The sequence below is a fragment of the Enterobacter mori genome, assembly GCF_025244905.1.
Classification (GTDB): domain Bacteria; phylum Pseudomonadota; class Gammaproteobacteria; order Enterobacterales; family Enterobacteriaceae; genus Enterobacter; species Enterobacter mori_A.
Genome location: NZ_CP104285.1, coordinates 1903926 through 1926257 on the forward strand (window position 1 = coordinate 1903926; position 22332 = coordinate 1926257).

The window sequence follows — 22332 nt, forward strand, 5'->3', positions numbered from 1 at the left end:
AGTAAGGTTATTGTCATTCTGAAGGTAAGAATAGGAGGTGAAAGCGGGAAATGCAATTAAATGAAACGATGTTTTATTTTTATTTTCAGGCAGCGAAGGGCTGCCTGAAAGAGAAGGTTACTCGCCGCGCAGATGGGCAACCCTAAGGTCTTCCAGCGAGGCCAGTTTCACATCTGCCAGGGCAAAGCGGGGATCGTGGCGGCCTTCTTCGGCAGGCACAACGATGGAGCGCATGCGTGCGGCTTTAGAGGCCACCATGCCGTTAACGGAATCTTCCAGCGCCACGCAGGTGAGCGGATCCAGACCCAGTTTTGCGGCGCAGTCCATATAGACCTGAGGGTGCGGCTTGCTGTAGGGCAGCTTCTCGGCTGAGGCCAGCGCGTCGAAGCTGTCGCGCAGTTCGAACAGGGACAGCACTTTCTCCAGCATATGCAGCGGCGAGGCGGAGGCCAGTCCGACCTTCAATCCTTGCGCCTTGCACAGAGCGATTGCATCACGCACGCCCGGAAGCAGGGGCTTTTGCTCTTCAACCAGCGTAATGGCGCGGTTAATAATACGCGCGGTGACTTCGTCACGACCGGGGCCAACCCATGGCTGGTGGGCATACCAGAGGTCCACAACCATATCAATGCGAAGTCCCAGCGTATCGGGAAGTTCGTTCCGGCGGCTGATATCGACGCCGAGGCTCGCCATCACATCCAGTTCAGCCCGATCCCACAGCGGTTCGGAGTCAATCAGTAATCCGTCCATGTCAAAAATGGCGGCAAGTATTTGGCGCGGTGTCGACATCACAACGTCTCCTTATCTCAGGTGTTCGACAGACGATACGTGCTAAGCACAATCTGCAATTTAGCATAATGCTTTTAAAGAACGGGCGAAAATGATGGGCAGCAGGTAGACTTAGGCAAAAATAACGCGTCTTTTTGAAGGGGAACGAATGACGTATCAACAAGCTGGACGCATCGCTGTCTTAAAACGTATTGCCGGTTGGGTCATTTTTATTCCGGCTGTGATTTCCACGCTGATTTCGGTACTCAAATTTATGTACGATCACAGCGAAAAGCAGCCGGGGATCAATGCGGTAATGCTGGATTTCGCGCATGTGATGATTGAAATGATGCGTTTTAACACCCCGTTCTTAAATTTTTTCTGGTTTAACTCACCGACACCGAATTTCCATCAACAGGCGAATGTTGGCTTTTGGGTGATTTACGCGCTGATTTTTATCGCGATGGCATTGCAGGCATCAGGCGCGCGCATGAGTCGCCAGACGCGTTTTTTACGCGAGGGTGTGGAAGACCAGCTCATTCTTGAGCAGGCGAAAGGGCCGGACGGGATGAGCCGTGAGCAAATCGAATCCCGCATTGTTGTTCCGCGTCACACGATTTTCCTGCAGATTTTCCCGCTCTATGTATTACCGGTAGTCATCATCGTGGCCGGTTATTTCTTTTTCTCTCTGCTCGGGTTTATCTAGCGCCACAGCGGGTGGCGCATGACCGCCCGCTACGCCGCCAGTACCCGCTCCAGTGCGCGCTGCGCATTCACCAGATGTTGACCGCCAAACAGAATTGCCCGATTCAACAGGGTATAAAGTTGATACACCGGCTGACGGTCGAGGAAGTCAGGTGGTAAGGGAGAGACCGACTGGTATCCGTCATAAATCTGCGGCAGCTGTTCAGGATGCAGCGGCAGCATGGCGAGGTCGCACTCTCTGTCACCCCAGTAACAGGCAGGGTCGAAGATATAAGGGCCGTTCGGACCCAGCGCACAGTTATCTGACCACAAATCCCCGTGCAACAGTGAAGCCTGAGGCTGGTGCGCGGCAAGACGCTGCTGCACGTGTTCGACAATGGCATCAATGTTGCCAAATTCCAGTCCTTTCTCTGCCGCCAGCTCCAGCTGCCAGCCAATACGTTGCTCTGCAAAGAAGGTCGACCAGCGGCGTTGCCAGGCGTTCGGCTGCGGTGTGGTGGAGAGATCGTTGTCGAAATCGAGTCCAAACTGCGGTTGGTCGCTCCACTGGTGCAATCTCGCTAGCTGCTGGCCAAGAAGAAACGCGTTATGGGCATCCAGTGGGCGAGCGGGGAGATATTCCATGACCAGAAAACTGTAGTCGCGGTCACTGCCCACGGCCCAGACGTGCGGGACGGTGACCGTTTTGCTGCGCGACAGCAGTTCCAGCTGATCGGCTTCGGCAGTGAAGATGGGGAGAAGTTCACGTTCATCGCATTTCACGAAAAGGTCGCGCCCCGCGTAGCGTAAATGCCACGCGGCGTGGATCTCACCGCCAGGCAGTTCATTACGCAGTTCAATTTCACCTTCACCTAATTGCTCGCTCAAAAGATGACTGATAGCCTGCCACATGATTTCTCTCCCATGTTGTCTGCCAGATCATAAAGTTAGCGCAAAACGGCTATTAAAAAATACGAACTAACGCACACCTGAGCGGTTTAAATTCATACAACGCACTTATTGTTCTTTTTTTCGCCAGCTTTCCCAGGTATCTACCTCAATATCCGCATCCTTGTCGGTCACACTCTCGGCCAGGCTGCTTGCCAGGGCGTGAACCTCCTCGTCGCTGAGGGCGCTTATCAGGCCAAATGTCAGCGTGCCTAAATCATGAATATTGCCCTCATCGTCCGTGAGGGTGAGCAGAAAATTTGCCCGTGTAAAAGCGTTGTTGAGTTCATTGAGCTCGGTCAGTGACGCTTCATGAATATTGACGGTAATGACGTAGCGGGTGATGTCACCACTGCTCATAGTTCACCTCATTGTTATCATGAAAGTTTTCTTAGCATAGTCGATAGTGCATTTTTGGCGACTATGGCTCGTCTTTCCCCTCTCCCTGGAAGAGAGAGGGGGCGGTTAATTTTGGGACAGATAATCGACAATTTTCTGGGTGTCAGGCAGCGAACAAAGCCGCGTTCCCTGATTGATGGTTGCAGCGCTACCTGCTGCAACGCCGTAGCGCGTCATCTCCAGCAGCGACGCACCCTGCGCCAGCTTCATCGTCATCGCCCCCACCATACTGTCGCCTGCGCCAACGGTGCTCTGGCTTTTCATGGGGGGTGGCACAACCTGTACATAGCCCGTTCCATCCACGGCCAGCGCACCCTGAGGGCCAAGGGAAACCACCACGCGCAATGCCTTGCCGCTGCGTATCAGTTCTTGCGCGGCGTTACGCACGTCATCGGGCTGGGTGAGTTCACGATTCACCAGCGCGCTTAGCTCTTTCTGATTGGGTTTGACCAGCTCAAGATTACCTGGCTCCAGGGCGGCTTTTAACGCCTCGCCGGAACTGTCGACAATGCACCGGATACCTCGTTGCTGCGCTGCCCGAATTAATGCTGTGAGTTTCTCTGTGCTCACGCCCGGCGGCAGGCTGCCGCTAATCACCAGCAAAGCGCCCCTTTCAATTGTCAGGACCTTCTCCTCAAGCTGACGAAACTCATCATCACTCAATTTTGCCCCCGGCATAACAAAGCGGTACTGCTCGCCGCTGGACTCAACGTGAACGTGCAGGTTTTGTCGCGTCCAGTCGCTGGCCTCGACGGTCTGAACGGCAACCTGTTCATCGGCAAGCAGAGAAACCAGATGTTCACCAGTGGCACCACCGGCAGGAAAAATCGCCGTCGCCTTGCCTCCGAGGTGGGTAATTGCGCGTGCGACGTTTATACCGCCACCACCGGGCTCAAACACCGGGGCGCTACAGCGTAGTTTACCTTCCGGGTAAATCTGTGCGGTTAAGGTAGCGGAATCGAGAGAAGGGGAGAGTGTCAGCGTGTAAACAGGAACCATCATAACCTCCTTTTTGCATGGGTTCCTTTAAGCCTGGCACCAATCGACAGGAAGGCAACGTAAATAACAGTATGATTTTAAATATGAATGCTGACAAAAGAGCGGGAATGTTTTTATAAAATAAAAGTCGTTTTGGGATCGTTCTTATTCAAAAAATGAAATAAGAAAACATTGCTATGTTATTTGCGGCTTTTTATAATTTGTTACCTTTCTCTGGACGCCTTGTCATTGATCCTCAAGAAAGTTTCCGAGACCGTGATGGTCTCTTTTTTTGTTGTATGGACTCCTTAATAAAATGAAGCTTTTGAAGACAGTACCCGCTGCAATGATGCTGGTGGGTGGCGTGTTTGCGTCAATGAATGCAATCGCCGATGATTCCGTTTTTACTGTCATGGACGATCCCTCCACAGCGCAAAAACCTTTTGAAGGTAACCTGAACGCAGGGTATCTGGCGCAATCCGGCAACACGAAAAGCTCTTCCCTGACCGCAGACAGCACCTTGACCTGGTATGGCAACACCACCGCCTGGTCACTGTGGGGGAATGCCAGCAACACCTCAGCGAATGACGAGCGATCGTCCGAGAAATACGCCGTAGGCGGGCGTAGTCGTTACAATATGACCGATTATGATTACCTGTTCGGTCAGGCAAGCTGGCTAACAGACCGCTATAACGGCTACCGGGAGCGTGATGTCTTCACTGCTGGTTATGGTCGCCAGTTCCTCAACGGACCGGTACACAGTCTGCGTTTCGAATTCGGTCCAGGCGTACGTTATGATGAATACACCGACGGTGATACCAAAACCCAACCGCTGGGCTATGCGTCGGGTACTTACGCCTGGCAGATGACCGACAACACCAAATTCACGCAGGGTGTTTCGGTATTCGGTGCTGATGATACGACGCTGAACTCCGAGACGGCGCTGAATGTGGCCATCAATGAACACTTTGGGTTAAAGGTAGCGTACAACGTGACCTGGAACTCAGCACCGCCTGAAACTGCGCCTGATCATACCGACCGCAGGACGACAATTTCTTTGGGCTATAAAATGTAATCTAAAGGGGCCGACATTATTTCGGCCCTTTTTTAATTTTTAGAAATTGTGCTGATTTATATTAAACGGCGTTTTAAAATAATCGGTCCGAAAATATTTCCATACTTTCTTCATAATTACACCATTCTCTGAATGTTCAGATTATTTGACACGAATTGATAAATAAACTGACTATGCAAAAGTGTGATCCAGATCTACACTGTGACTACAGGCAAAATTCAGCCTTAGGTCTTTAAGCTCTAATTAGTATGAGAATAAACATGATGAAAAAAATCAAAACTGCTGCAGCAGCAATGGTGCTTTCGGCACTCTCTTTTGGCGTATTCGCTGCTGACCACACAGGTATTAGCACCGCCTCTGATGTTGAGGCGGGTTCAAACATCGCCCCGGCGTCGCAGTCTACCGGTCAGTCAATGAATGATGCGTTTGACGTGCATACACTGGTAGCCGGTGAGTGGTCCTGATACTTCTTTCGGTTTTAAACCTCACCTTAAAAAACCGGATTTTGATGTACCGGTTTTCATCACATCAATGCTGTAAAGATATTCAAAGATTTTTCAGGGTTTGATGTCTTATTACTTTTCCTTGCAATGCGTTAACACTAACCCCATATCATTGCAGCCCAGCGCAATAACAACATTGCACCGCAGATTGCAATTAATACGACCACCATTTTCCAGTGCTTTGCGGCAAAGCGTTTTGTTGGCATAACCTCTTCCTTGTCAGTTTATTGTTCCAGTCTACCAAAAAAATGCGGTAAAAATCGCATTATTCGGGACAAAGGGTTATGCCACGGCATTGATTCGTGTCAGAACCAATGGAATCTGTCGGCAAGAATCAACACTAAACCGGCAGCGGAAAGGATATTCAATATCAAAACGGTTCTACTGGACACATTCATGTGATGCCCCTTGGGTGTGTAAGGACCTGTTCAAGAATAGCTCAGCACTTTTGAATTGCGAGCCATGTTTTGCGAAAGTTCGTTTACTCATACCGATGAGTGCAGGTTCAAACGGGTCGCAGAGGGTGCATTCGCCCTTTCATTAGTGTTACCATTAGGGTGCTTGCCGTAAATCCGCATTTGTCTGAAATCGGCGGGAGCATGATGACGAGCCAATTTGACGATTGTTGGTCAGATGGTTTCGCAATCTATTGTTAAATAATGATTATTTTCTTTGTATATGCTCTTATGTGTGGGGCATCACTGCAAATAAGGATATAAAATGCCTGTAATTACTCTTCCTGATGGCAGCCAACGCCATTACGACCACGCTGTTAGCCCAATGGATGTTGCCCTGGATATCGGTCCTGGACTCGCGAAAGCGACCATCGCTGGCCGTGTAAATGGTGAGCTGGTTGATGCGTCCGATCTGATTGAGAGCGATGCGAAGCTGTCTATCATCACCGCGAAAGACGAAGAAGGTCTTGAGATCATTCGTCACTCCTGCGCGCACCTGTTAGGTCATGCGATTAAACAGCTGTGGCCAAACACCAAAATGGCGATCGGCCCGGTTATCGACAACGGCTTCTACTATGACGTTGACCTCGATCATACCCTGACCCAGGAAGATATCGACGCGCTCGAAAAACGTATGCACGAGCTCGCCGAAACCAACTATGACGTCATCAAGAAGAAAGTCAGCTGGCACGAAGCGCGTGAAACCTTCGTGAAGCGCGGCGAGAGCTATAAAGTCTCTATTCTTGACGAAAACATTTCGCATGATGACAAGCCTGGCTTGTACCATCACGAAGAATACGTCGACATGTGCCGTGGACCGCACGTGCCGAACATGCGCTTCTGTCATCACTTCAAGCTGATGAAGATCGCAGGCGCCTACTGGCGTGGCGACAGCAACAACAAGATGTTGCAGCGTATTTATGGTACCGCATGGGCAGATAAGAAAGCCCTGAACGCGTACCTGCAGCGCCTGGAAGAGGCTGCGAAACGTGACCACCGTAAAATTGGTAAACAGCTTGACCTGTATCATATGCAGGAAGAAGCGCCGGGTATGGTGTTCTGGCATAACGACGGCTGGACTATCTTCCGTGAACTGGAAACCTTCGTTCGCTCCAAGCTGAAAGAGTACCAGTATCAGGAAGTGAAAGGCCCGTTCATGATGGACCGTGTGCTGTGGGAAAAAACCGGCCACTGGGACAACTACAAAGATGCAATGTTCACCACCTCGTCTGAGAACCGTGAGTACTGCATCAAGCCAATGAACTGCCCGGGTCACGTCCAGATCTTCAACCAGGGTCTAAAATCCTACCGCGACCTGCCGCTGCGTATGGCGGAGTTCGGTAGCTGCCACCGTAACGAGCCATCGGGTGCGCTACACGGTCTGATGCGCGTTCGTGGCTTTACTCAGGATGATGCGCATATCTTCTGTACTGAAGATCAGGTCCGTGACGAAGTTAACGCCTGTATTCGTATGGTCTACGATATGTACAGCACCTTTGGCTTCGAGAAGATCGTGGTCAAACTCTCAACGCGTCCGGAAAAACGTATCGGTAGCGATGAGACATGGGATCGCGCAGAAGCGGATCTCGCCGTGGCGCTGGAAGAGAACGGCATTCCGTTCGAATACCAGCTGGGCGAGGGCGCATTCTACGGTCCGAAAATTGAATTTACCCTGTATGACTGCCTCGATCGCGCATGGCAGTGCGGTACTGTACAGCTGGACTTCTCCCTGCCGCAGCGTTTAAGCGCCTCTTATGTTGGCGAAGACAACGAGCGTCAGGTACCGGTAATGATTCACCGTGCAATTCTCGGTTCTCTGGAGCGCTTCATCGGCATTCTGACCGAAGAGTTTGCTGGCTTCTTCCCAACCTGGCTTGCGCCAGTGCAGGTCGTGGTGATGAACATTACCGATTCTCAGGCGGATTACGTTAAAGAATTGACGCAGAAACTACAAAATGCGGGCATTCGCGTAAAAGCAGACTTGAGAAATGAGAAGATTGGCTTTAAAATCCGCGAGCACACTTTACGTCGTGTCCCGTATATGTTGGTCTGTGGTGATAAAGAGGTGGAAGCAGGCAAAGTTGCCGTTCGCACCCGCCGTGGTAAAGACCTGGGGAGCCTGGACGTAAGTGAAGTGATTGAGAAGCTGCAACAAGAGATTCGCAGCCGCAGTCTTCAACAACTGGAGGAATAAGGTATTAAAGGCGGAAAACGAGTTCAAACGGCACGTCCGAATCGTATCAATGGCGAGATTCGCGCCCAGGAAGTTCGCTTAACAGATCTTGAAGGTGAACCACTGGGGATTGTGAGTCTGAGAGAAGCGATCGAAAAAGCTGAAGAAGCTGGAGTAGATTTAGTTGAAATCAGCCCTAACGCCGAACCGCCAGTTTGTCGTATCATGGACTACGGCAAGTTCCTTTATGAAAAGAGTAAGTCTTCTAAGGAACAGAAGAAGAAGCAAAAAGTTATCCAGGTTAAGGAAATCAAATTCCGTCCTGGTACCGACGATGGCGATTATCAGGTAAAACTCCGCAGCCTGATTCGCTTTCTGGAAGATGGCGATAAGGCCAAGATCACACTGCGTTTCCGCGGTCGTGAGATGGCCCACCAACAGATCGGTATGGAAGTGCTTAACCGCGTCCGTGACGATCTGAGTGAACTGGCAGTAGTCGAATCCTTCCCTACGAAGATCGAAGGCCGCCAGATGATCATGGTGCTCGCTCCTAAGAAGAAACAGTAAGGCCTTCAAGCAGCAAAATCTGTGGAGCCTTCGGGTTTCATAGGTTTTGTTCGCCTATGTTTCGTTTATTTAACAATGCGAAGTGGAAGTTATTAAGATGCCAAAAATTAAGACCGTACGCGGTGCTGCTAAGCGCTTCAAAAAAACCGGTGGTGGTGGATTTAAGCGTAAGCACGCAAACCTGCGTCATATTCTGACCAAAAAATCTACTAAGCGTAAACGTCACCTGCGTCCAAAAGGCCTTGTTTCTAAAGGCGATCTGGGTCTGGTTATCGCGTGCCTGCCGTACGCATAAGCCGTTAACGTTTAATTTTTTTACTAAGAATATAGATACAGGAGAGCACATATGGCTCGCGTAAAACGTGGTGTAATTGCACGTGCACGTCACAAGAAAATTTTGAAACAAGCTAAAGGCTACTACGGTGCGCGTTCACGCGTATACCGCGTTGCCTTCCAGGCTGTTATCAAAGCAGGTCAGTACGCTTACCGTGACCGTCGTCAGCGTAAGCGTCAGTTCCGTCAACTGTGGATTGCGCGTATCAACGCAGCAGCACGTCAGAACGGTATTTCTTACAGCAAATTCATCAACGGCCTGAAAAAAGCCTCTGTTGAAATCGACCGTAAGATCCTGGCTGACATCGCAGTATTCGACAAAGTAGCGTTCACCGCTCTGGTCGAAAAAGCGAAAGCAGCACTGGCATAAGCCAGTTGAGAGAGGGGGCTTTGCTCCCTCTTTTGTTTTAACATCATCAGAACATTGACTTTTACCCGTCCAGGCTTTTCAATAAGGTCTTCACGGTTTTTACCACACAAGGTAACGCAAGCATGAATGCTGCTATTTTCCGCTTCTTCTTTTACTTTAGCACCTGAATTCAGGAGGCTAGCGCGTGAAAGATGAAACGAAAAACAGCGCCAGATAAGCCTCCCAATGGAGGCTTTTTTTGTGTCTAAATTCGAGAGAATAAGTCCACCAAATCGGTGTCTGCACCGACATAATGAGGAAAACCATGTCACATCTCGCAGAGCTGGTTGCTAGTGCAACGGCCGCCATTAACCAGGCCTCAGATGTTGCCGCGTTAGACAATGTCCGCGTCGAATATCTGGGCAAGAAAGGGCATTTAACCCTTCAAATGACTACCCTGCGTGAGCTGCCGCCGGAAGAACGCCCTGCAGCGGGTGCGGTGATTAACGAAGCCAAAGAGCAGGTACAGCAGGCACTGAACGCGCGTAAATCTGAACTTGAAAGCGCGGTGCTGAATGCGCGTCTGGCGGCGGAAACCATCGACGTTTCTCTGCCGGGTCGTCGTATTGAAAACGGTGGTCTGCACCCGGTAACCCGTACCATTGATCGCATTGAAAGTTTCTTCGGTGAGCTCGGCTTTACCGTGGCGACTGGCCCGGAAATTGAAGATGATTATCATAACTTCGATGCCCTGAACATTCCTGGCCATCATCCGGCACGCGCTGACCACGACACTTTCTGGTTCGATGCTACGCGTCTGCTGCGTACCCAGACCTCCGGCGTTCAGATCCGTACCATGAAGGATCAGGAGCCGCCAATCCGCATTATCGCGCCAGGCCGCGTCTATCGTAACGACTACGATCAGACCCACACCCCAATGTTCCACCAGATGGAAGGGCTGATTGTCGATAAAAACATCAGCTTCACCAATCTGAAGGGCACGCTGCACGATTTCCTGAACAACTTCTTTGAGGAAGATCTGCAGGTTCGTTTCCGTCCGTCCTACTTCCCGTTCACCGAACCGTCTGCGGAAGTTGACGTGATGGGCAAAAACGGCAAATGGCTGGAAGTGCTGGGCTGCGGCATGGTGCATCCAAACGTGCTGCGCAACGTGGGTATCGATCCGGAAGTGTACTCCGGCTTCGCCTTCGGTATGGGCATGGAGCGTCTGACCATGCTGCGCTACGGCGTGACCGACTTACGTGCATTCTTCGAAAACGATCTGCGTTTCCTCAAACAGTTTAAATAAGGGCAGGACAGAACAATGAAATTCAGTGAACTGTGGTTACGCGAATGGGTGAACACGACGCTCGACAGCGAAGCACTTTCTAACCAGATCACCATGGCGGGTCTGGAAGTTGATGGCGTCGATCCTGTCTCGGGTGCTTTTACCGGCGTGGTGGTGGGTGAAGTGGTCGAGTGCGGCCAGCACCCTAACGCCGACAAACTGCGTGTGACGAAAGTGAACGTGGGCGGTGAACGTCTGCTGGATATCGTCTGCGGCGCGCCAAACTGCCGTCAGGGGCTTAAGGTGGCCGTGGCGACCGTCGGTGCAGTGCTGCCGGGCGATTTCAAAATTAAAGCGGCTAAGCTGCGCGGCGAGCCGTCTGAAGGCATGCTGTGCTCCTTTTCCGAGCTGGGCATTTCAGACGATCACAACGGTATCATTGAGCTGCCGCTGGATGCGCCAATCGGCACCGATATCCGTGAATACCTGAAGCTTGACGACAACACCATCGAAATCAGCGTCACGCCAAACCGTGCCGACTGCTTAGGTATCATCGGCGTGGCGCGCGACGTTGCCGTGCTGAACCAGACCGAACTGAACGCGCCGGACATTGCGCCGGTAGAAGCGACCATCAGTGACGTGCTGCCAATTCAGGTTGAGGCTGCGGATGCTTGCCCGCGCTACCTCGGTCGTGTGGTGAAAGGCATTAACGTTAAAGCGCAAACCCCGCTGTGGATGAAAGAGAAGCTGCGCCGCTGCGGTATCCGCTCTATCGACGCCGTGGTTGACGTGACCAACTACGTTCTGCTGGAGCTGGGCCAGCCGATGCACGCGTTTGATAAAGATCGTATCGACGGCGGCATCGTTGTGCGCATGGCGAAAGAGGGCGAAACCCTGGTTCTGCTGGACGGCAGCGAAGCCAAACTGAACGCCGACACCCTGGTGATTGCGGATCACAGCAAAGCGCTGGCAATGGGCGGTATCTTCGGGGGTGAACACTCTGGCGTGAACGATGAAACGCAAAATGTTCTGCTGGAATGCGCGTTCTTCAGCCCGCTCTCCATCACTGGCCGCGCGCGCCGCCACGGTCTGCATACCGATGCCTCTCACCGCTACGAGCGCGGCGTTGACCCGGCTCTGCAGTACAAGGCGATGGAACGTGCGACGCGCCTGCTGATCGACATCTGCGGCGGCGAAGCGGGTCCGGTTATCGACGTGACCAACGAAGCGACGCTGCCTAAGCGTGCCACTATTACCCTGCGCCGCAGCAAGCTGGATCGCCTGATTGGTCACCACGTTGCCGATGCACAGGTTACCGACATTCTCACCCGTCTGGGCTGTGAAGTGACCGAAGGCCAGGACGAGTGGAAAGCCGTTGCGCCATCATGGCGTTTTGACATGGAAATTGAAGAAGATCTGGTGGAAGAGGTGGCCCGCGTTTACGGCTACAACAACATCCCTGACGAGCCGGTACAGGCGGGTCTGGTGATGGGTACCCACCGTGAAGCCGACCTGTCTCTGAAGCGTGTGAAAACCATGCTCAACGACAAAGGCTATCAGGAAGTGATCACCTACAGCTTTGTTGATCCTAAGCTGCAGCAGCTGATCCACCCGGGCCAGGAAGCGCTGATCCTGCCAAGCCCGATCTCCAGCGAGATGTCCGCGATGCGTTTGTCCTTGTGGACCGGCCTGCTCGGCACTATCGTGTACAACCAGAATCGCCAGCAAAACCGTGTGCGTATTTTCGAAAGCGGTTTGCGCTTTGTACCGGATAATCAGGCAAATTTAGGCATCCGTCAGGATCTCATGCTGGCTGGCGCCATCAGCGGTAACCGCTATGAAGAGCACTGGGATCTGGCAAAAGGTACGGTTGATTTCTACGATATGAAGGGCGATCTGGAAGCAATTCTCGATCTGACCGGTAAATTATCTGAAATTGAATTCCGAGCAGAAGCGAATCCAGCTCTGCATCCAGGCCAGAGCGCGGCAATTTATTTAGACGGTAAACGCGTTGGTTTCATTGGAGTTGTTCATCCGGAGCTGGAGCGTAAGCTGGACCTGAATGGCCGTACCATCGTGTTCGAGCTGGAGTGGAACCCGGTCGCAGACCGCGTCATTCCTCAGGCGCAGGACGTCTCACGCTTCCCGGCGAACCGCCGTGATATCGCGGTTGTTGTCGCTGAAAACGTGCCCGCAGCAGATATTTTGGCCGAATGTAAGAAAGTTGGCGTAAATCAGGTAGTTGGCGTAAACTTATTTGACGTGTACCGCGGCAAGGGCGTAGCAGAAGGTTTCAAGAGCCTCGCTATTAGCCTTATCCTTCAGGATACCAGCCGTACACTCGAAGAAGAGGAGATTGCCGCTACCGTTGCCAGATGTGTAGAGGCATTAAAAGAGCGATTCCAGGCATCATTGAGGGATTGAACCTATGGCGCTTACAAAAGCTGAAATGTCAGAATATCTGTTTGATAAGCTTGGGCTTAGCAAACGGGATGCCAAAGAGCTGGTAGAGCTGTTTTTCGAAGAGATCCGTCGTGCTCTGGAAAATGGTGAGCAGGTAAAACTCTCCGGTTTTGGCAATTTTGATTTGCGAGACAAAAACCAACGTCCGGGTCGCAACCCGAAGACGGGGGAAGATATTCCCATTACAGCCCGCCGCGTGGTGACCTTCAGACCCGGCCAGAAGTTAAAAAGCCGTGTCGAAAACGCAACGCCTAAAGCAGAGTAATATGAACTAACTAAAAAGGCCGCAATAGCGGCCTTTTTTCTTTGCGCTATTCTGCAAACCCGCCGTAAAATCAATTACATCTCACGTGACTAAAACCATACCCATGCTTGATTTTGCCCATCGCCAGCACCGTTCCGATCGACGTCGCCTGCTTCTGCTTGCGCTGCTGCTCATTGTGGCCGCTGTCGTTAGCCTGTGCGCGGGCGACAGGTGGCTGGGGCCGGAAAGCTGGTTGGGTCCCGATGGCCAGCTTTTCGTCTGGCAAATACGCCTGCCGCGCACGCTGGCGGTGATCCTGGTGGGGGCCGCGCTTGCACTGTGCGGCACCATTATGCAGGCCCTGTTTGAAAATCCGCTGGCGGAGCCCGGGCTGCTTGGCGTGTCGAATGGGGCTGGCGTGGGGCTGATTGCGGCTGTCATGCTGGGGGGCGGGGCACTCTCAGCGTGGAGCATTAGCTTTAGCGCTATTCTCGGTGCCTTGCTGATAACCATCATTCTTCTGCGTTTTGCCAGACGGCATTTATCGACCAGTCGGCTGCTGCTTGCCGGGGTGGCGCTGGGGATCATCTGCAGCGCGTTAATGACCTGGGCGGTCTATTTTTCAACGTCGTTCGATTTGCGCCAGTTGATGTACTGGATGATGGGCGGATTCGGTGGCGTCGACTGGCGGCAGGGCTGGCTGATGGCGCTGCTGATCCCGGTCATACTGTGGACCTCTTTTCAGGCACAGCCGCTGAATATTCTCGCGCTCGGCGAAACGTCGGCTCGCCAGCTCGGCATGCCGATGAGCTTCTGGCGCAACGCGCTGGTGATTGCCATTGGCTGGATGGTGGGGGTGAGCGTGGCGCTGGCGGGGGCGATTGGTTTTATCGGGCTGGTTATCCCACACATGTTGCGTCTGTGCGGTATTACCGACCATCGGACTTTACTTCCTGCCTCGGCGGTTGCCGGGGCGGCAACGCTGCTGGTGGCTGACATCATCGCCCGACTCGCCCTGAGCGCAGCCGAACTGCCGATTGGTGTCGTGACCGCTACGCTGGGCGCGCCGGTATTTATCTGGCTACTCTTAAAAGCTGGACGTTAAATCACTACCCGTAAGACAACCTGAGGGAATGCTATGCAGACTGATATTCTGAATACCGAAGTGACCACCATTGACGGCAAGAAAACCACGCTGGAAGGCTACAAGGGCAACGTGCTGCTCATCGTCAACGTGGCATCTAAATGTGGCCTGACGCCGCAGTACGAACAGCTGGAGAACATTCATAAAGCCTGGGAGAAAGACGGTTTCATCGTACTGGGCTTCCCGTGCAACCAATTTCTGGGTCAGGAGCCGGGCAGCGAAGAGGAAATTAAAACCTTCTGCAGCACCACCTATGGCGTGACGTTCCCGCTCTTCAGCAAGATCGACGTCAACGGTGAAGACCGCCACCCGCTGTATGCGAAGCTGGTAGCCGCAGCGCCGACCGCCGTGGCGCCAGAGGGCAGCGGCTTCTATGAACGTATGGCAAGCAAAGGGCGTGCGCCGCTCTATCCTGACGATATTCTGTGGAATTTTGAAAAATTCCTGATTGGTCGCGACGGCCAGGTTGTCCAGCGTTTCTCACCGGATATGACGCCTGAAGATCCGATCGTCATGGAGTCTATCAAGCTGGCGCTGGCGAAATAATGACGTTGCTGATGCAGCTCACGGACGTCGCCGATAAGGGACGTCTGGAGCCGGTAACCGGAGCTATCAATGCCGGAGAAATCCTGCATCTTGTTGGGCCAAATGGGGCTGGAAAAAGCACACTGCTGGCACGTATGGCGGGGCTGTCCTCTGGTCCGGGCGAGATCGTGCTGCAGGGGCACGCCCTTGCCGACTTGTCACCGGTATCGCTGGCACATCGGCGTAGCTATTTAGTTCAGCAGCAGGTGCCACCGTTTGCAATGCCGGTCTGGCACTATCTGATGCTGCATCTGCATGATAAAAACAGCGCCACGCTGCTCTCGGATGTCGCGACGGCGTTAGGGTTAGACGATAAACTCACCCGTCACGCCAGCCGGCTCTCCGGTGGGGAGTGGCAGCGTGTGCGTCTGGCCGCGGTTATCCTTCAGATCCATCCGGCAGGAAATCCTCACGGACGCTTGCTGCTTCTGGACGAGCCGATGAGCGGTCTGGATGTCGCCCAGCAGGCGGCGCTGGATACCTTGCTAAGCGGGTTGTCCCGTCAGGGGATAGCCGTCGTCATGAGCAGTCATGACCTTAACCACACGCTGCGTCATGCCCACAGGGTCTGGCTGCTGTCGCGAGGCAAAATAATTGCCAGCGGCGCGCGTGACCAGGTCCTTACGCCCCCAAATCTCGCCCGCGCGTACAATATGTCGTTCCGCAGGCTGGACATAGAAGGGCATAAGATGCTGATTTCTACCGCGCAAGAGTAACCGTTTCTTGCCTGGTAGCCTGATTGCACGCTAAATTACAAAAAGAATAAAAAAACAGAGGATTCGTCTGGACATGCGATTCTGGTTTCTCTTTGTGGCGGCGCTCTTTCTTGCGGGATGCAGTAGCCATCGTGCGCCACCCCCTAACGCCCGGCTCTCGGATTCAATCACCGTGATTGCCAGCCTGAACGACCAGTTAAGCAACTGGCGCGGCACGCCTTATCGCTACGGCGGTATGAGCCGCGGCGGCGTGGACTGTTCTGGTTTTGTCCTGATGACCTTCCGCGATAAGTTTGATTTGCAGCTTCCGCGTGAAACGCGTAAGCAAGCTGAAATAGGCACGGAAATCGACAAAGATGAGTTACTGCCTGGAGACCTGGTCTTTTTCAAAACCGGTTCGGGTGAAAGTGGTCTTCATGTTGGCATTTACGATACGGATAACCAGTTTATACATGCTTCGACCAGCCGTGGGGTGATGCGCTCTTCGCTTGATAATGTGTACTGGCGTAAAAATTTCTGGCAGGCGCGGCGTATTTAGTCGCGTCCTGACGGCTTAACGCTGGCGGCAGGGTAACTAATAACTATGCCGCTTTTAATCATATAAGATGATTAAAGTTAAATTTACGAAGAATTAGTTATGTCCAGATGTATCTGTTTTATCTAAAACTGGCTATTACACAGCAACCAGGATAAGATTAATTTAGATTCAGGGATAAATCTGAAAAATATTACGGAACTGATGAAATTAATCTTATTAAAATCAAGACAGTGGAATTGTGTCGTCAATTGCTCCAGGATGTCCTCTCTCATCTTTAATGCGGGGCGAGTGCAATGATTATAACGCTAGATAATGCCTACAAGTCTGAACTTTTGCTGCAGCCTGCGCGTAATAGCGCCGGGGAGCTTAAAGGTTTAGAGCTTGTTGTTAACTTTGCTGGCGTTGACACGGAAGTGAGGATCCCTACTGAACTGGTTATCCCGCGTCTTTCACCCGCAGAAGAGTTAGCGCTGTTTCAAGAGAAACTGCAATTGCTCGACACCTGTAAACTGTTCTTTATTCAGCACCAGTTAATTGCATGGATCAATATTACACCTGTAATAGTTGAGTTTTTATTAACTAATGGAAATGCTGTTTCATTACTTGAGCGCTATCCTTTTCTTGAATTTACTGTTAATGAGAACTATCCAGGTTTAAATAATGGAAAAGATGATCTGAACCTGGCGAGAATGGCAATCCATTTTCCTTTAGTGCTGACAAACTTTGGCGCAGGTGCGGCATCTCTCAAAGCGGTTTATGATGGTTTGTTTAAACGCGTAATACTGGACAAAGGTTTTATCCAGCAGCGGGCTGCAGCGCTTTCTTTTGAGCCCTTTATGCGAGCCATTCTCTGGCAAATCACCCCACACTGTCAGTCGGTTATGGTATCCGGGATTGACGATCACAGCCTGTTGCAGCGTGTGTTAACGTTTAATTTTGGCGCAATGCAGGGAAGTCTCTGGCCTGCCGTACCGGCAGAGCAGGTGACAACGCTCGTTCAATGATAACCCTTCTCTTCGCCCGTGTTTAAGACCCGCTAAACCCTCTACACTAAAAGCAGGAGGACCTATGACCCTGTCTTTTACTGCACACTGGCATGACGAGTTGCCTGGCTTCTATACCGCACTCAAACCTACACCGTTACACCATTCCCGCCTTATCTGGCATAACGCGCCGCTGGCTGACGAACTGGCGATCCCGCCTGACCTGTTCCAGCCTGCAAAAGGGGCTGGCGTCTGGGGCGGCGAAACGCTTTTGCCGGGCATGCAACCCCTGGCTCAGGTCTACAGTGGCCACCAGTTTGGCGTCTGGGCGGGGCAACTGGGTGATGGCAGGGGGATCCTGCTAGGGGAACAACAACGACCTGACGGGCAAACGGTCGACTGGCATCTGAAAGGTGCGGGTCTGACACCTTACTCACGTATGGGAGATGGACGCGCGGTGCTGCGCTCAACGATCCGTGAAAGCCTGGCGTCGGAAGCCATGCATGCGCTGGGGATCCCTACCACGCGCGCGCTGTCGATTGTTACCAGCGACACGCCGGTTGCGCGTGAGACGATGGAGCAGGGGGCAATGCTGGTCCGTATTGCTGAAAGCCATCTGCGCTTTGGTCATTTTGAACACTTTTACTATCGTCGCGAGCCGGAAAAAGTCCGACAGCTTGCAGACTATGCCATTCGCCGCCACTGGCCGCATCTGCAGGGCGAAGCGGATAAGCACGTTCTCTGGTTCCGCGATATCGTCGCCCGTACCGCCTCAATGATTGCCCGCTGGCAGACCGTCGGGTTTGCACACGGGGTCATGAATACCGATAACATGTCCCTTCTGGGACTCACCTTCGATTACGGTCCCTATGGCTTCCTTGATGATTACCAGCCGGGTTACATCTGCAACCATTCGGACTATCAGGGACGCTACAGTTTTGATAATCAGCCTGCTGTAGGGTTGTGGAATCTACAACGCCTTGCGCAAAGCCTGTCGCCTTTTATTGAGGTCGATGCCCTGAACGATGCGCTCGACGGCTATCAGGAGGTCCTGCTGCGGGAGTATGGGGCGCTGATGCGCAACAAGCTGGGCCTGCTGACCCAGGAGAAGGGCGATAACGAATTACTGAACACCTTGTTTGCACTGATGGCGCGGGAAGGGAGCGACTACACCCGCACCTTCCGGATGCTGAGCCAGACGGAGCAGAACAGTGCGGCATCACCGCTGCGCGATGAGTTTATCGACAGGCAGGCGTTTGACGACTGGTTCACGCTCTACCGCTCGCGGCTTCAGCAGGAGCAGGTGGACGATGCGACTCGCCAGGGGAAGATGAAGGCCGCGAACCCCGCAATGGTGTTGCGCAACTGGCTGGCGCAGCGGGCAATTGAGCAGGCAGAGCAGGGGCAGTACGACGAGCTACACCGCCTGCATGTGGCGTTGCGCACGCCGTTTGCCGACCGGGACGATGATTATGTCAGCCGCCCGCCTGACTGGGGCAAGCGGCTGGAGGTGAGCTGCTCAAGCTAGGGGGCGAGAAACACCTGCGGCGCAGCGTGAGCCGGATGTTGACCCACGTGCACCTGAGCGCCATACCAGTGAGCCAGCGCATCGGCCTGCAGGACGGCCTCCGGTGTGCCTCCGGCGACCAGCCTGCCGTTATGCAGCAGCAGGATCCTGTCTGCCCACAGCGCCGCCAGATTGAGATCGTGCAGCACCACGCAGACGTGCAGATCCTTTTGACGGGTCAGCGATCTCAACAGCCGCAGCAGATACTGCTGATGGTAGAGATCCAGCGCGGAGGTGGGTTCATCCAGGAACAGCCAGCCGCGCGGAGCACCGTCGCACCAGAGCTGCGCCAGCGCGCGCGCAAGCTGGACACGCTGCTGTTCGCCACCGGAAAGCGCTGCAAATTGCCTTCCGGCAAGCGGTAAACATTCGGTGATCCGCATGATTTCCTGAATAACTGCCGCTTCAGGCGTGCGCGTCCAGGGGGCCCGACCCATGCCGATAACGGCCTCCACTGGCCAGTCAAATCCCAGCTGCGTGTTTTGTCGCATCACCGCCCGCTGGCGGGAAAGCGCGTCCGGACGCCATGCGCTGAGGGTTTTACCCGCCAGAAGACAGTGCCCGCTGGCTGGCTTGAGATAACCCGTTAACAGCCGTAATAACGTCGATTTCCCGGCACCGTTCGGGCCAATTAACGCAGTCAGTTCACCCTGCGACAACGACAGCGAAATGTCGTTGATTATCGTGCGTCCTCCCGCCTGAAAAACAATATTTTCAGCGCAATAGCGGTCAGCCATGTTGCCCTCCACGACGGAAGATAAGCCAGAGAAACCAGGGCGCGCCAAGAAGGCTGGTCAGTAAACCGACCGGCATTTCTGCTGGCGCGACCAGCGTTCGCGCGGCCGTATCCGCAACCAACAGCAGCGAAGCACCGGCGAGGACCGAACCGGGGATCGCGGCCCGGTGATCCGCGCCCAGCCACATACGCATCAGATGCGGCACCACCAGCCCCACAAAGCCGATCACGCCGCTGACCGCCACTGCGGCAGCAACCAGCAGGGCACTGCACAGCAGCAGGATCCGCTGTACGACGGCGACATCCACACCCAGGTAGTGCGCTTCCTCATCACCCAGTTGCAGCACGTTGAGCGCGTTCGCCAGCCGCCAGATAACCAGAACGGTGGGCACCATCAGCGAGGTGACGGCCAGCAGTGTAGACCACTGCGCCTGACCGAGGCTGCCCATTCCCCAGAGCGAAAGCTGGCGAAGCTGCGCATCGTTACTCACCCAGGAGAGGACGCCGACCGCCGCGCCACACAAGGCGTTTATCGCAATACCAACCAGTAACAGACGTGACAGGGAGCTGTTACGCTGCTGGCTGAGCAGGAAGATCGCAACGGTAGCTGCCAGCGCGCCGAGAAAGGCCGCCAGCATCGGGGCATAGAGCATCACCAGGGCAGGTAACGAGAGCGGAAGTACGACCCACAGCGCAACCGCCAGCGCCGCGCCGCTGCTAATGCCGAGCAAACCCGGATCCGCCAGGGGATTGCGAAACAGTCCTTGCATCACACACCCTGCCAACGCCAGCGACCCGCCGATGACCAGCGCCAGCAGCACGCGAGGCAGGCGGATCGTGAGCCAGATTTGACGCAGCGCCTCGTCGCTACCGTTCCACAGCAGGCTGACCGGCAGGCGCAACGCACCAAAGCCGGTGGCCATGAACGTCAGGAAGGAGAGCAGGGCAGCCAGCAGCCACAGCGAAACCGTAACCCTTCGGGACATCAGGGGAGTCGCTCCGCTTTGGCACGCAGCTGCTGGATCGCTTTTGGCGTTCGCACGCTAAAGCCCAGCAGCGCCATATCATCAATCGCCAGCACCTGCCTGTTCCGCCCCGCAGGCGTTTGCGCCAGACCCGGCAGCGCCCACAGATTTTCTTCACCGCCCAGCGCCCGCACGCCGTCCTGCGAAATCACCACCAGATCGGGTTGGGTGGCGATCACGCCCTCCTGCGACAGCGGCTGATAGCGGGAAAATCCCTGCATTGCGTTCTGTAAACCCGCCGCACGGATGGCGGCATCCGCGCCGGTCTGCTGTCCGGCAGCCATGGCGGTCATCCCGCCGTGGTTAAGAATAAACAGCACCCGCTTGTTCAGCGACGACCCAGGCAGTGCGGCCAGCTCCGCACGTAGCGTTTTGCGCAGGATTTCTCCCTGCGCCTGCTGGTGCGTTGCTTCAGCTATCGTCCGGACTTTCTCGTCAATATCGCTCAGGTCGTTACTGGCGGGAACGGTGACTACCCTGACGCGGCTCTGCTCAACCTGCTTCAGCGCCAGAGAGGGCTGAGCCTGAGCGCTTGCCAGCACCAGCGTGGGACGCACGGACAAAATCCCCTCCGCATTAAGCTGGCGCAGATAGCCCACGTCAGGCAGGTCGTTCGCCGCCTGCGGCCACTGGCTGGTGCTGTCGCGCGCGACCAGAGAAGACTGCGCGCCAAGGGCATAAACGATCTCCGTGACGTCGCCGCCGAGGGTGACAATTCTCTCCTGCGTAGCGGCAAACGCCACCAGAGGCAGGGCGCTCAGCAGGGCAAGCCAGCTTTTCATGCGGCCATCCCTTTTGGCGTCAGGGCATCAATCTGGCTGCGCCACTGGCTCTGCTCCGGTTCGCCTTCCGTACGCTGACCATACAGCTGGGCGATTTGCGTACCGTCGGCGGCAAACAGCTCCAGGCTGGTGACGTGGCCATCTGCGGTCGGCTTGCGCGTCACCCAGCTCTCAGCGATGGTCTCTTCCAGCAGATGCAGCGTAAAGGAGGAGTTAAAGATGTTCAGCCAGCCTTTCATCGGTACGACTTTTTCCACCGCGCCCGTGAAGATCTGCACGCAGCCGCGGTTGCCCACGAAGACCATGATTTCGTTACCGTCCTGACGTGCCGTTTCCAGTAGCTGCGCCAGCGCGCTGTTCTCAACGTTGCAGGCGAGGTCGTCGCCCACCAGACGAAACGCCTGCTGGCGGCTGAGGTTATGGCGTTTCAACAGGCTGAAGAACTGATGAACGTCGGTCATGGCGCGCCACTCTTTATCTACCAGAGTTGCATCTGCATTTTCAGCGTGGGCCGGGGCATCGGCAGTCTTCAGCTCCAGCGGCGGGTTGTCGGCAAAGATAAAACGGGTCAACACGTCGCCCCAGGCTGATACGTCGGTATTGTCTGTGGTATACACCTTCAGCAGGGCGTCGCCCTGATGATCGAAGAACTGAATGCTCTGGCGTTCACCGCGTGCGGTGGTTTCGCTGATGTGAAACACGCTCGCCCACTGGTTGAGGAACAGGCGCAGATCCAGCGCGCGCGGGTTCAGCACCAGCCCGGCGTGGCCGTTCAGGTGCTGGTTGGTAAAGCTCCCGACCTGCTCATGTACGGCGTATTCGTTGCGGCAGATACACTTGGTTTCGCCCACGGCTTCCAGCGCGCCTAAAATCTCGCGGATTTCACCGTGCAGTCGCCAGGCGTCGTGACCCACGCGGGCAAAGGTTAGCTCCGCTTCGCTGATGTTCATTAACCCTGCGATGTCACGCGCGTATTTACCTGGATTGTCTTCTTTTAACTCAAGCCAGCGTGTGTAGTGATTCATTGTC

The 22332-nt window shown here is 54.1% G+C and carries 27 protein-coding genes and 1 other annotated feature; of the genes, 17 read left to right on the forward strand and 10 right to left on the reverse strand.

All coding sequences use genetic code 11. The annotated features are described in order from the left end of the window. Positions 1 to 117: 117 nt before the first annotated feature. Positions 118 to 789, reverse strand: coding sequence for a hexitol phosphatase HxpB (gene hxpB, locus N2K86_RS09055; protein WP_260661220.1), 672 nt, complete (start codon positions 787 to 789; stop codon positions 118 to 120). A 148-nt stretch (positions 790 to 937) separates the two neighbouring features. Between hxpB and N2K86_RS09060 the strand changes: the two genes are divergently transcribed. Continuing rightward, positions 938 to 1474 (forward strand): YniB family protein, encoded by a 537-nt coding sequence (locus N2K86_RS09060; protein WP_126543781.1) that lies wholly within the window; start codon positions 938 to 940, stop codon positions 1472 to 1474. A gap of 29 nt (positions 1475 to 1503) precedes the next feature. On the opposite strand, the gene N2K86_RS09065 is transcribed toward N2K86_RS09060, so the two are convergent. The 3 genes from N2K86_RS09065 to pfkB all read right to left on the reverse strand — a co-directional run bounded on the left by N2K86_RS09065 (position 1504) and on the right by pfkB (position 3798). Further along, positions 1504 to 2364, reverse strand: a complete 861-nt coding sequence (locus N2K86_RS09065) for a fructosamine kinase family protein (protein WP_260661221.1) — start codon at positions 2362 to 2364, stop codon at positions 1504 to 1506. A gap of 105 nt (positions 2365 to 2469) precedes the next feature. After that, positions 2470 to 2760: a type V toxin-antitoxin system endoribonuclease antitoxin GhoS gene (gene ghoS, locus N2K86_RS09070; RefSeq protein WP_108416807.1), complete on the reverse strand. Its 291-nt coding sequence runs from the start codon at positions 2758 to 2760 to the stop codon at positions 2470 to 2472. Positions 2761 to 2865: 105 nt separating this feature from the next. Continuing rightward, positions 2866 to 3798 carry a 6-phosphofructokinase II gene (gene pfkB, locus N2K86_RS09075; protein ID WP_260661654.1) on the reverse strand — a complete coding sequence of 311 codons (933 nt, stop codon included), beginning with the start codon at positions 3796 to 3798 and terminating at the stop codon, positions 2866 to 2868. Positions 3799 to 4093: 295 nt separating this feature from the next. Between pfkB and N2K86_RS09080 the strand changes: the two genes are divergently transcribed. Both N2K86_RS09080 and N2K86_RS09085 read left to right on the forward strand, forming a co-directional pair. Next, the gene (locus N2K86_RS09080) at positions 4094 to 4852 is read left to right on the forward strand and encodes a DUF481 domain-containing protein (RefSeq protein WP_260661222.1); all 759 of its coding nucleotides are present in this window, start codon (positions 4094 to 4096) and stop codon (positions 4850 to 4852) included. A gap of 263 nt (positions 4853 to 5115) precedes the next feature. Next, positions 5116 to 5316, forward strand: a complete 201-nt coding sequence (locus N2K86_RS09085; RefSeq protein ID WP_211446061.1) for a hypothetical protein — start codon at positions 5116 to 5118, stop codon at positions 5314 to 5316. A gap of 137 nt (positions 5317 to 5453) precedes the next feature. Here the strand turns inward: N2K86_RS09085 and yniD are convergent, their stop codons facing one another. Then, positions 5454 to 5561: a small membrane protein YniD gene (gene yniD, locus N2K86_RS09090; protein ID WP_010426102.1), complete on the reverse strand. Its 108-nt coding sequence runs from the start codon at positions 5559 to 5561 to the stop codon at positions 5454 to 5456. Between the two features lie 99 nt (positions 5562 to 5660). Further along, complete coding sequence (gene yncL, locus N2K86_RS09095; RefSeq protein WP_260661223.1) at positions 5661 to 5753, reverse strand: stress response membrane protein YncL; 93 nt, start codon at positions 5751 to 5753, stop codon at positions 5661 to 5663. A gap of 322 nt (positions 5754 to 6075) precedes the next feature. Here yncL and thrS point away from each other — a divergent pair, with 322 nt between their 5' ends. The 14 genes from thrS (at position 6076) to selO (ending at position 18721) form a co-directional block, all read left to right on the forward strand. Then, complete coding sequence (thrS, locus tag N2K86_RS09100; protein WP_126543786.1) at positions 6076 to 8004, forward strand: threonine--tRNA ligase; 1929 nt, start codon at positions 6076 to 6078, stop codon at positions 8002 to 8004. 3 nt (positions 8005 to 8007) lie between these two features. After that, positions 8008 to 8550 (forward strand): translation initiation factor IF-3, encoded by a 543-nt coding sequence (gene infC / locus N2K86_RS09105; RefSeq protein WP_014069901.1) that lies wholly within the window; start codon positions 8008 to 8010, stop codon positions 8548 to 8550. 97 nt (positions 8551 to 8647) lie between these two features. Next, on the forward strand, positions 8648 to 8845 hold the full coding sequence (rpmI, locus tag N2K86_RS09110; RefSeq protein ID WP_003030583.1) for a 50S ribosomal protein L35: 198 nt from the start codon (positions 8648 to 8650) through the stop codon (positions 8843 to 8845). A gap of 51 nt (positions 8846 to 8896) precedes the next feature. After that, entirely contained in the window at positions 8897 to 9253 is a 357-nt protein-coding gene (gene rplT, locus N2K86_RS09115; RefSeq protein ID WP_000124850.1) for a 50S ribosomal protein L20, read from the forward strand. A gap of 117 nt (positions 9254 to 9370) precedes the next feature. Further along, positions 9371 to 9495, forward strand: a sequence feature (Phe leader region). Continuing rightward, the gene (pheM, locus tag N2K86_RS09120; RefSeq protein ID WP_001386830.1) at positions 9376 to 9420 is read left to right on the forward strand and encodes a pheST operon leader peptide PheM; all 45 of its coding nucleotides are present in this window, start codon (positions 9376 to 9378) and stop codon (positions 9418 to 9420) included. It overlaps the preceding feature by 45 nt. A gap of 62 nt (positions 9496 to 9557) precedes the next feature. After that, positions 9558 to 10541, forward strand: coding sequence for a phenylalanine--tRNA ligase subunit alpha (gene pheS / locus N2K86_RS09125; protein ID WP_032650942.1), 984 nt, complete (start codon positions 9558 to 9560; stop codon positions 10539 to 10541). Between the two features lie 15 nt (positions 10542 to 10556). Beyond that, on the forward strand, positions 10557 to 12944 hold the full coding sequence (pheT, locus tag N2K86_RS09130) for a phenylalanine--tRNA ligase subunit beta (RefSeq protein ID WP_260661228.1): 2388 nt from the start codon (positions 10557 to 10559) through the stop codon (positions 12942 to 12944). A gap of 4 nt (positions 12945 to 12948) precedes the next feature. Continuing rightward, a complete protein-coding gene (ihfA, locus tag N2K86_RS09135; protein WP_003857805.1) occupies positions 12949 to 13248 on the forward strand; it encodes an integration host factor subunit alpha in 300 nt (99 codons plus the stop codon). A 103-nt stretch (positions 13249 to 13351) separates the two neighbouring features. Continuing rightward, positions 13352 to 14332, forward strand: a complete 981-nt coding sequence (gene btuC, locus N2K86_RS09140; protein WP_260661229.1) for a vitamin B12 ABC transporter permease BtuC — start codon at positions 13352 to 13354, stop codon at positions 14330 to 14332. A gap of 33 nt (positions 14333 to 14365) precedes the next feature. After that, on the forward strand, positions 14366 to 14917 hold the full coding sequence (locus tag N2K86_RS09145; RefSeq protein ID WP_260661230.1) for a glutathione peroxidase: 552 nt from the start codon (positions 14366 to 14368) through the stop codon (positions 14915 to 14917). After that, positions 14917 to 15672 (forward strand): vitamin B12 ABC transporter ATP-binding protein BtuD, encoded by a 756-nt coding sequence (gene btuD, locus N2K86_RS09150; RefSeq protein WP_260661231.1) that lies wholly within the window; start codon positions 14917 to 14919, stop codon positions 15670 to 15672. The genes N2K86_RS09145 and btuD overlap by 1 nt, the downstream gene beginning before the upstream one ends. A gap of 73 nt (positions 15673 to 15745) precedes the next feature. Then, entirely contained in the window at positions 15746 to 16210 is a 465-nt protein-coding gene (locus tag N2K86_RS09155) for a C40 family peptidase (protein WP_108416813.1), read from the forward strand. A gap of 293 nt (positions 16211 to 16503) precedes the next feature. Continuing rightward, complete coding sequence (locus N2K86_RS09160) at positions 16504 to 17214, forward strand: EAL domain-containing protein (protein WP_042714871.1); 711 nt, start codon at positions 16504 to 16506, stop codon at positions 17212 to 17214. 64 nt (positions 17215 to 17278) lie between these two features. Beyond that, a complete protein-coding gene (selO, locus tag N2K86_RS09165) occupies positions 17279 to 18721 on the forward strand; it encodes a protein adenylyltransferase SelO (RefSeq protein ID WP_260661233.1) in 1443 nt (480 codons plus the stop codon). Here selO and N2K86_RS09170 read toward each other — a convergent pair. Genes N2K86_RS09170 through chuS form a run of 4 tightly spaced genes read right to left on the reverse strand, consistent with a single transcriptional unit; the run spans position 18718 to position 22328 of the window. After that, positions 18718 to 19497 carry a heme ABC transporter ATP-binding protein gene (locus tag N2K86_RS09170; RefSeq protein WP_260661235.1) on the reverse strand — a complete coding sequence of 260 codons (780 nt, stop codon included), beginning with the start codon at positions 19495 to 19497 and terminating at the stop codon, positions 18718 to 18720. The two genes, selO and N2K86_RS09170, sit on opposite strands and share 4 nt — an antisense overlap. Beyond that, positions 19490 to 20482, reverse strand: coding sequence for a FecCD family ABC transporter permease (locus tag N2K86_RS09175; RefSeq protein WP_260661236.1), 993 nt, complete (start codon positions 20480 to 20482; stop codon positions 19490 to 19492). The genes N2K86_RS09170 and N2K86_RS09175 overlap by 8 nt, the downstream gene beginning before the upstream one ends. Further along, the gene (locus tag N2K86_RS09180; RefSeq protein WP_260661237.1) at positions 20482 to 21303 is read right to left on the reverse strand and encodes a heme/hemin ABC transporter substrate-binding protein; all 822 of its coding nucleotides are present in this window, start codon (positions 21301 to 21303) and stop codon (positions 20482 to 20484) included. Before N2K86_RS09180 ends, N2K86_RS09175 begins: the two co-directional genes overlap by 1 nt. Further along, entirely contained in the window at positions 21300 to 22328 is a 1029-nt protein-coding gene (gene chuS / locus N2K86_RS09185; protein ID WP_260661238.1) for a hematinate-forming heme oxygenase ChuS, read from the reverse strand. The genes N2K86_RS09180 and chuS overlap by 4 nt, the downstream gene beginning before the upstream one ends. Between the last annotated feature and the right edge of the window lie 4 nt (positions 22329 to 22332).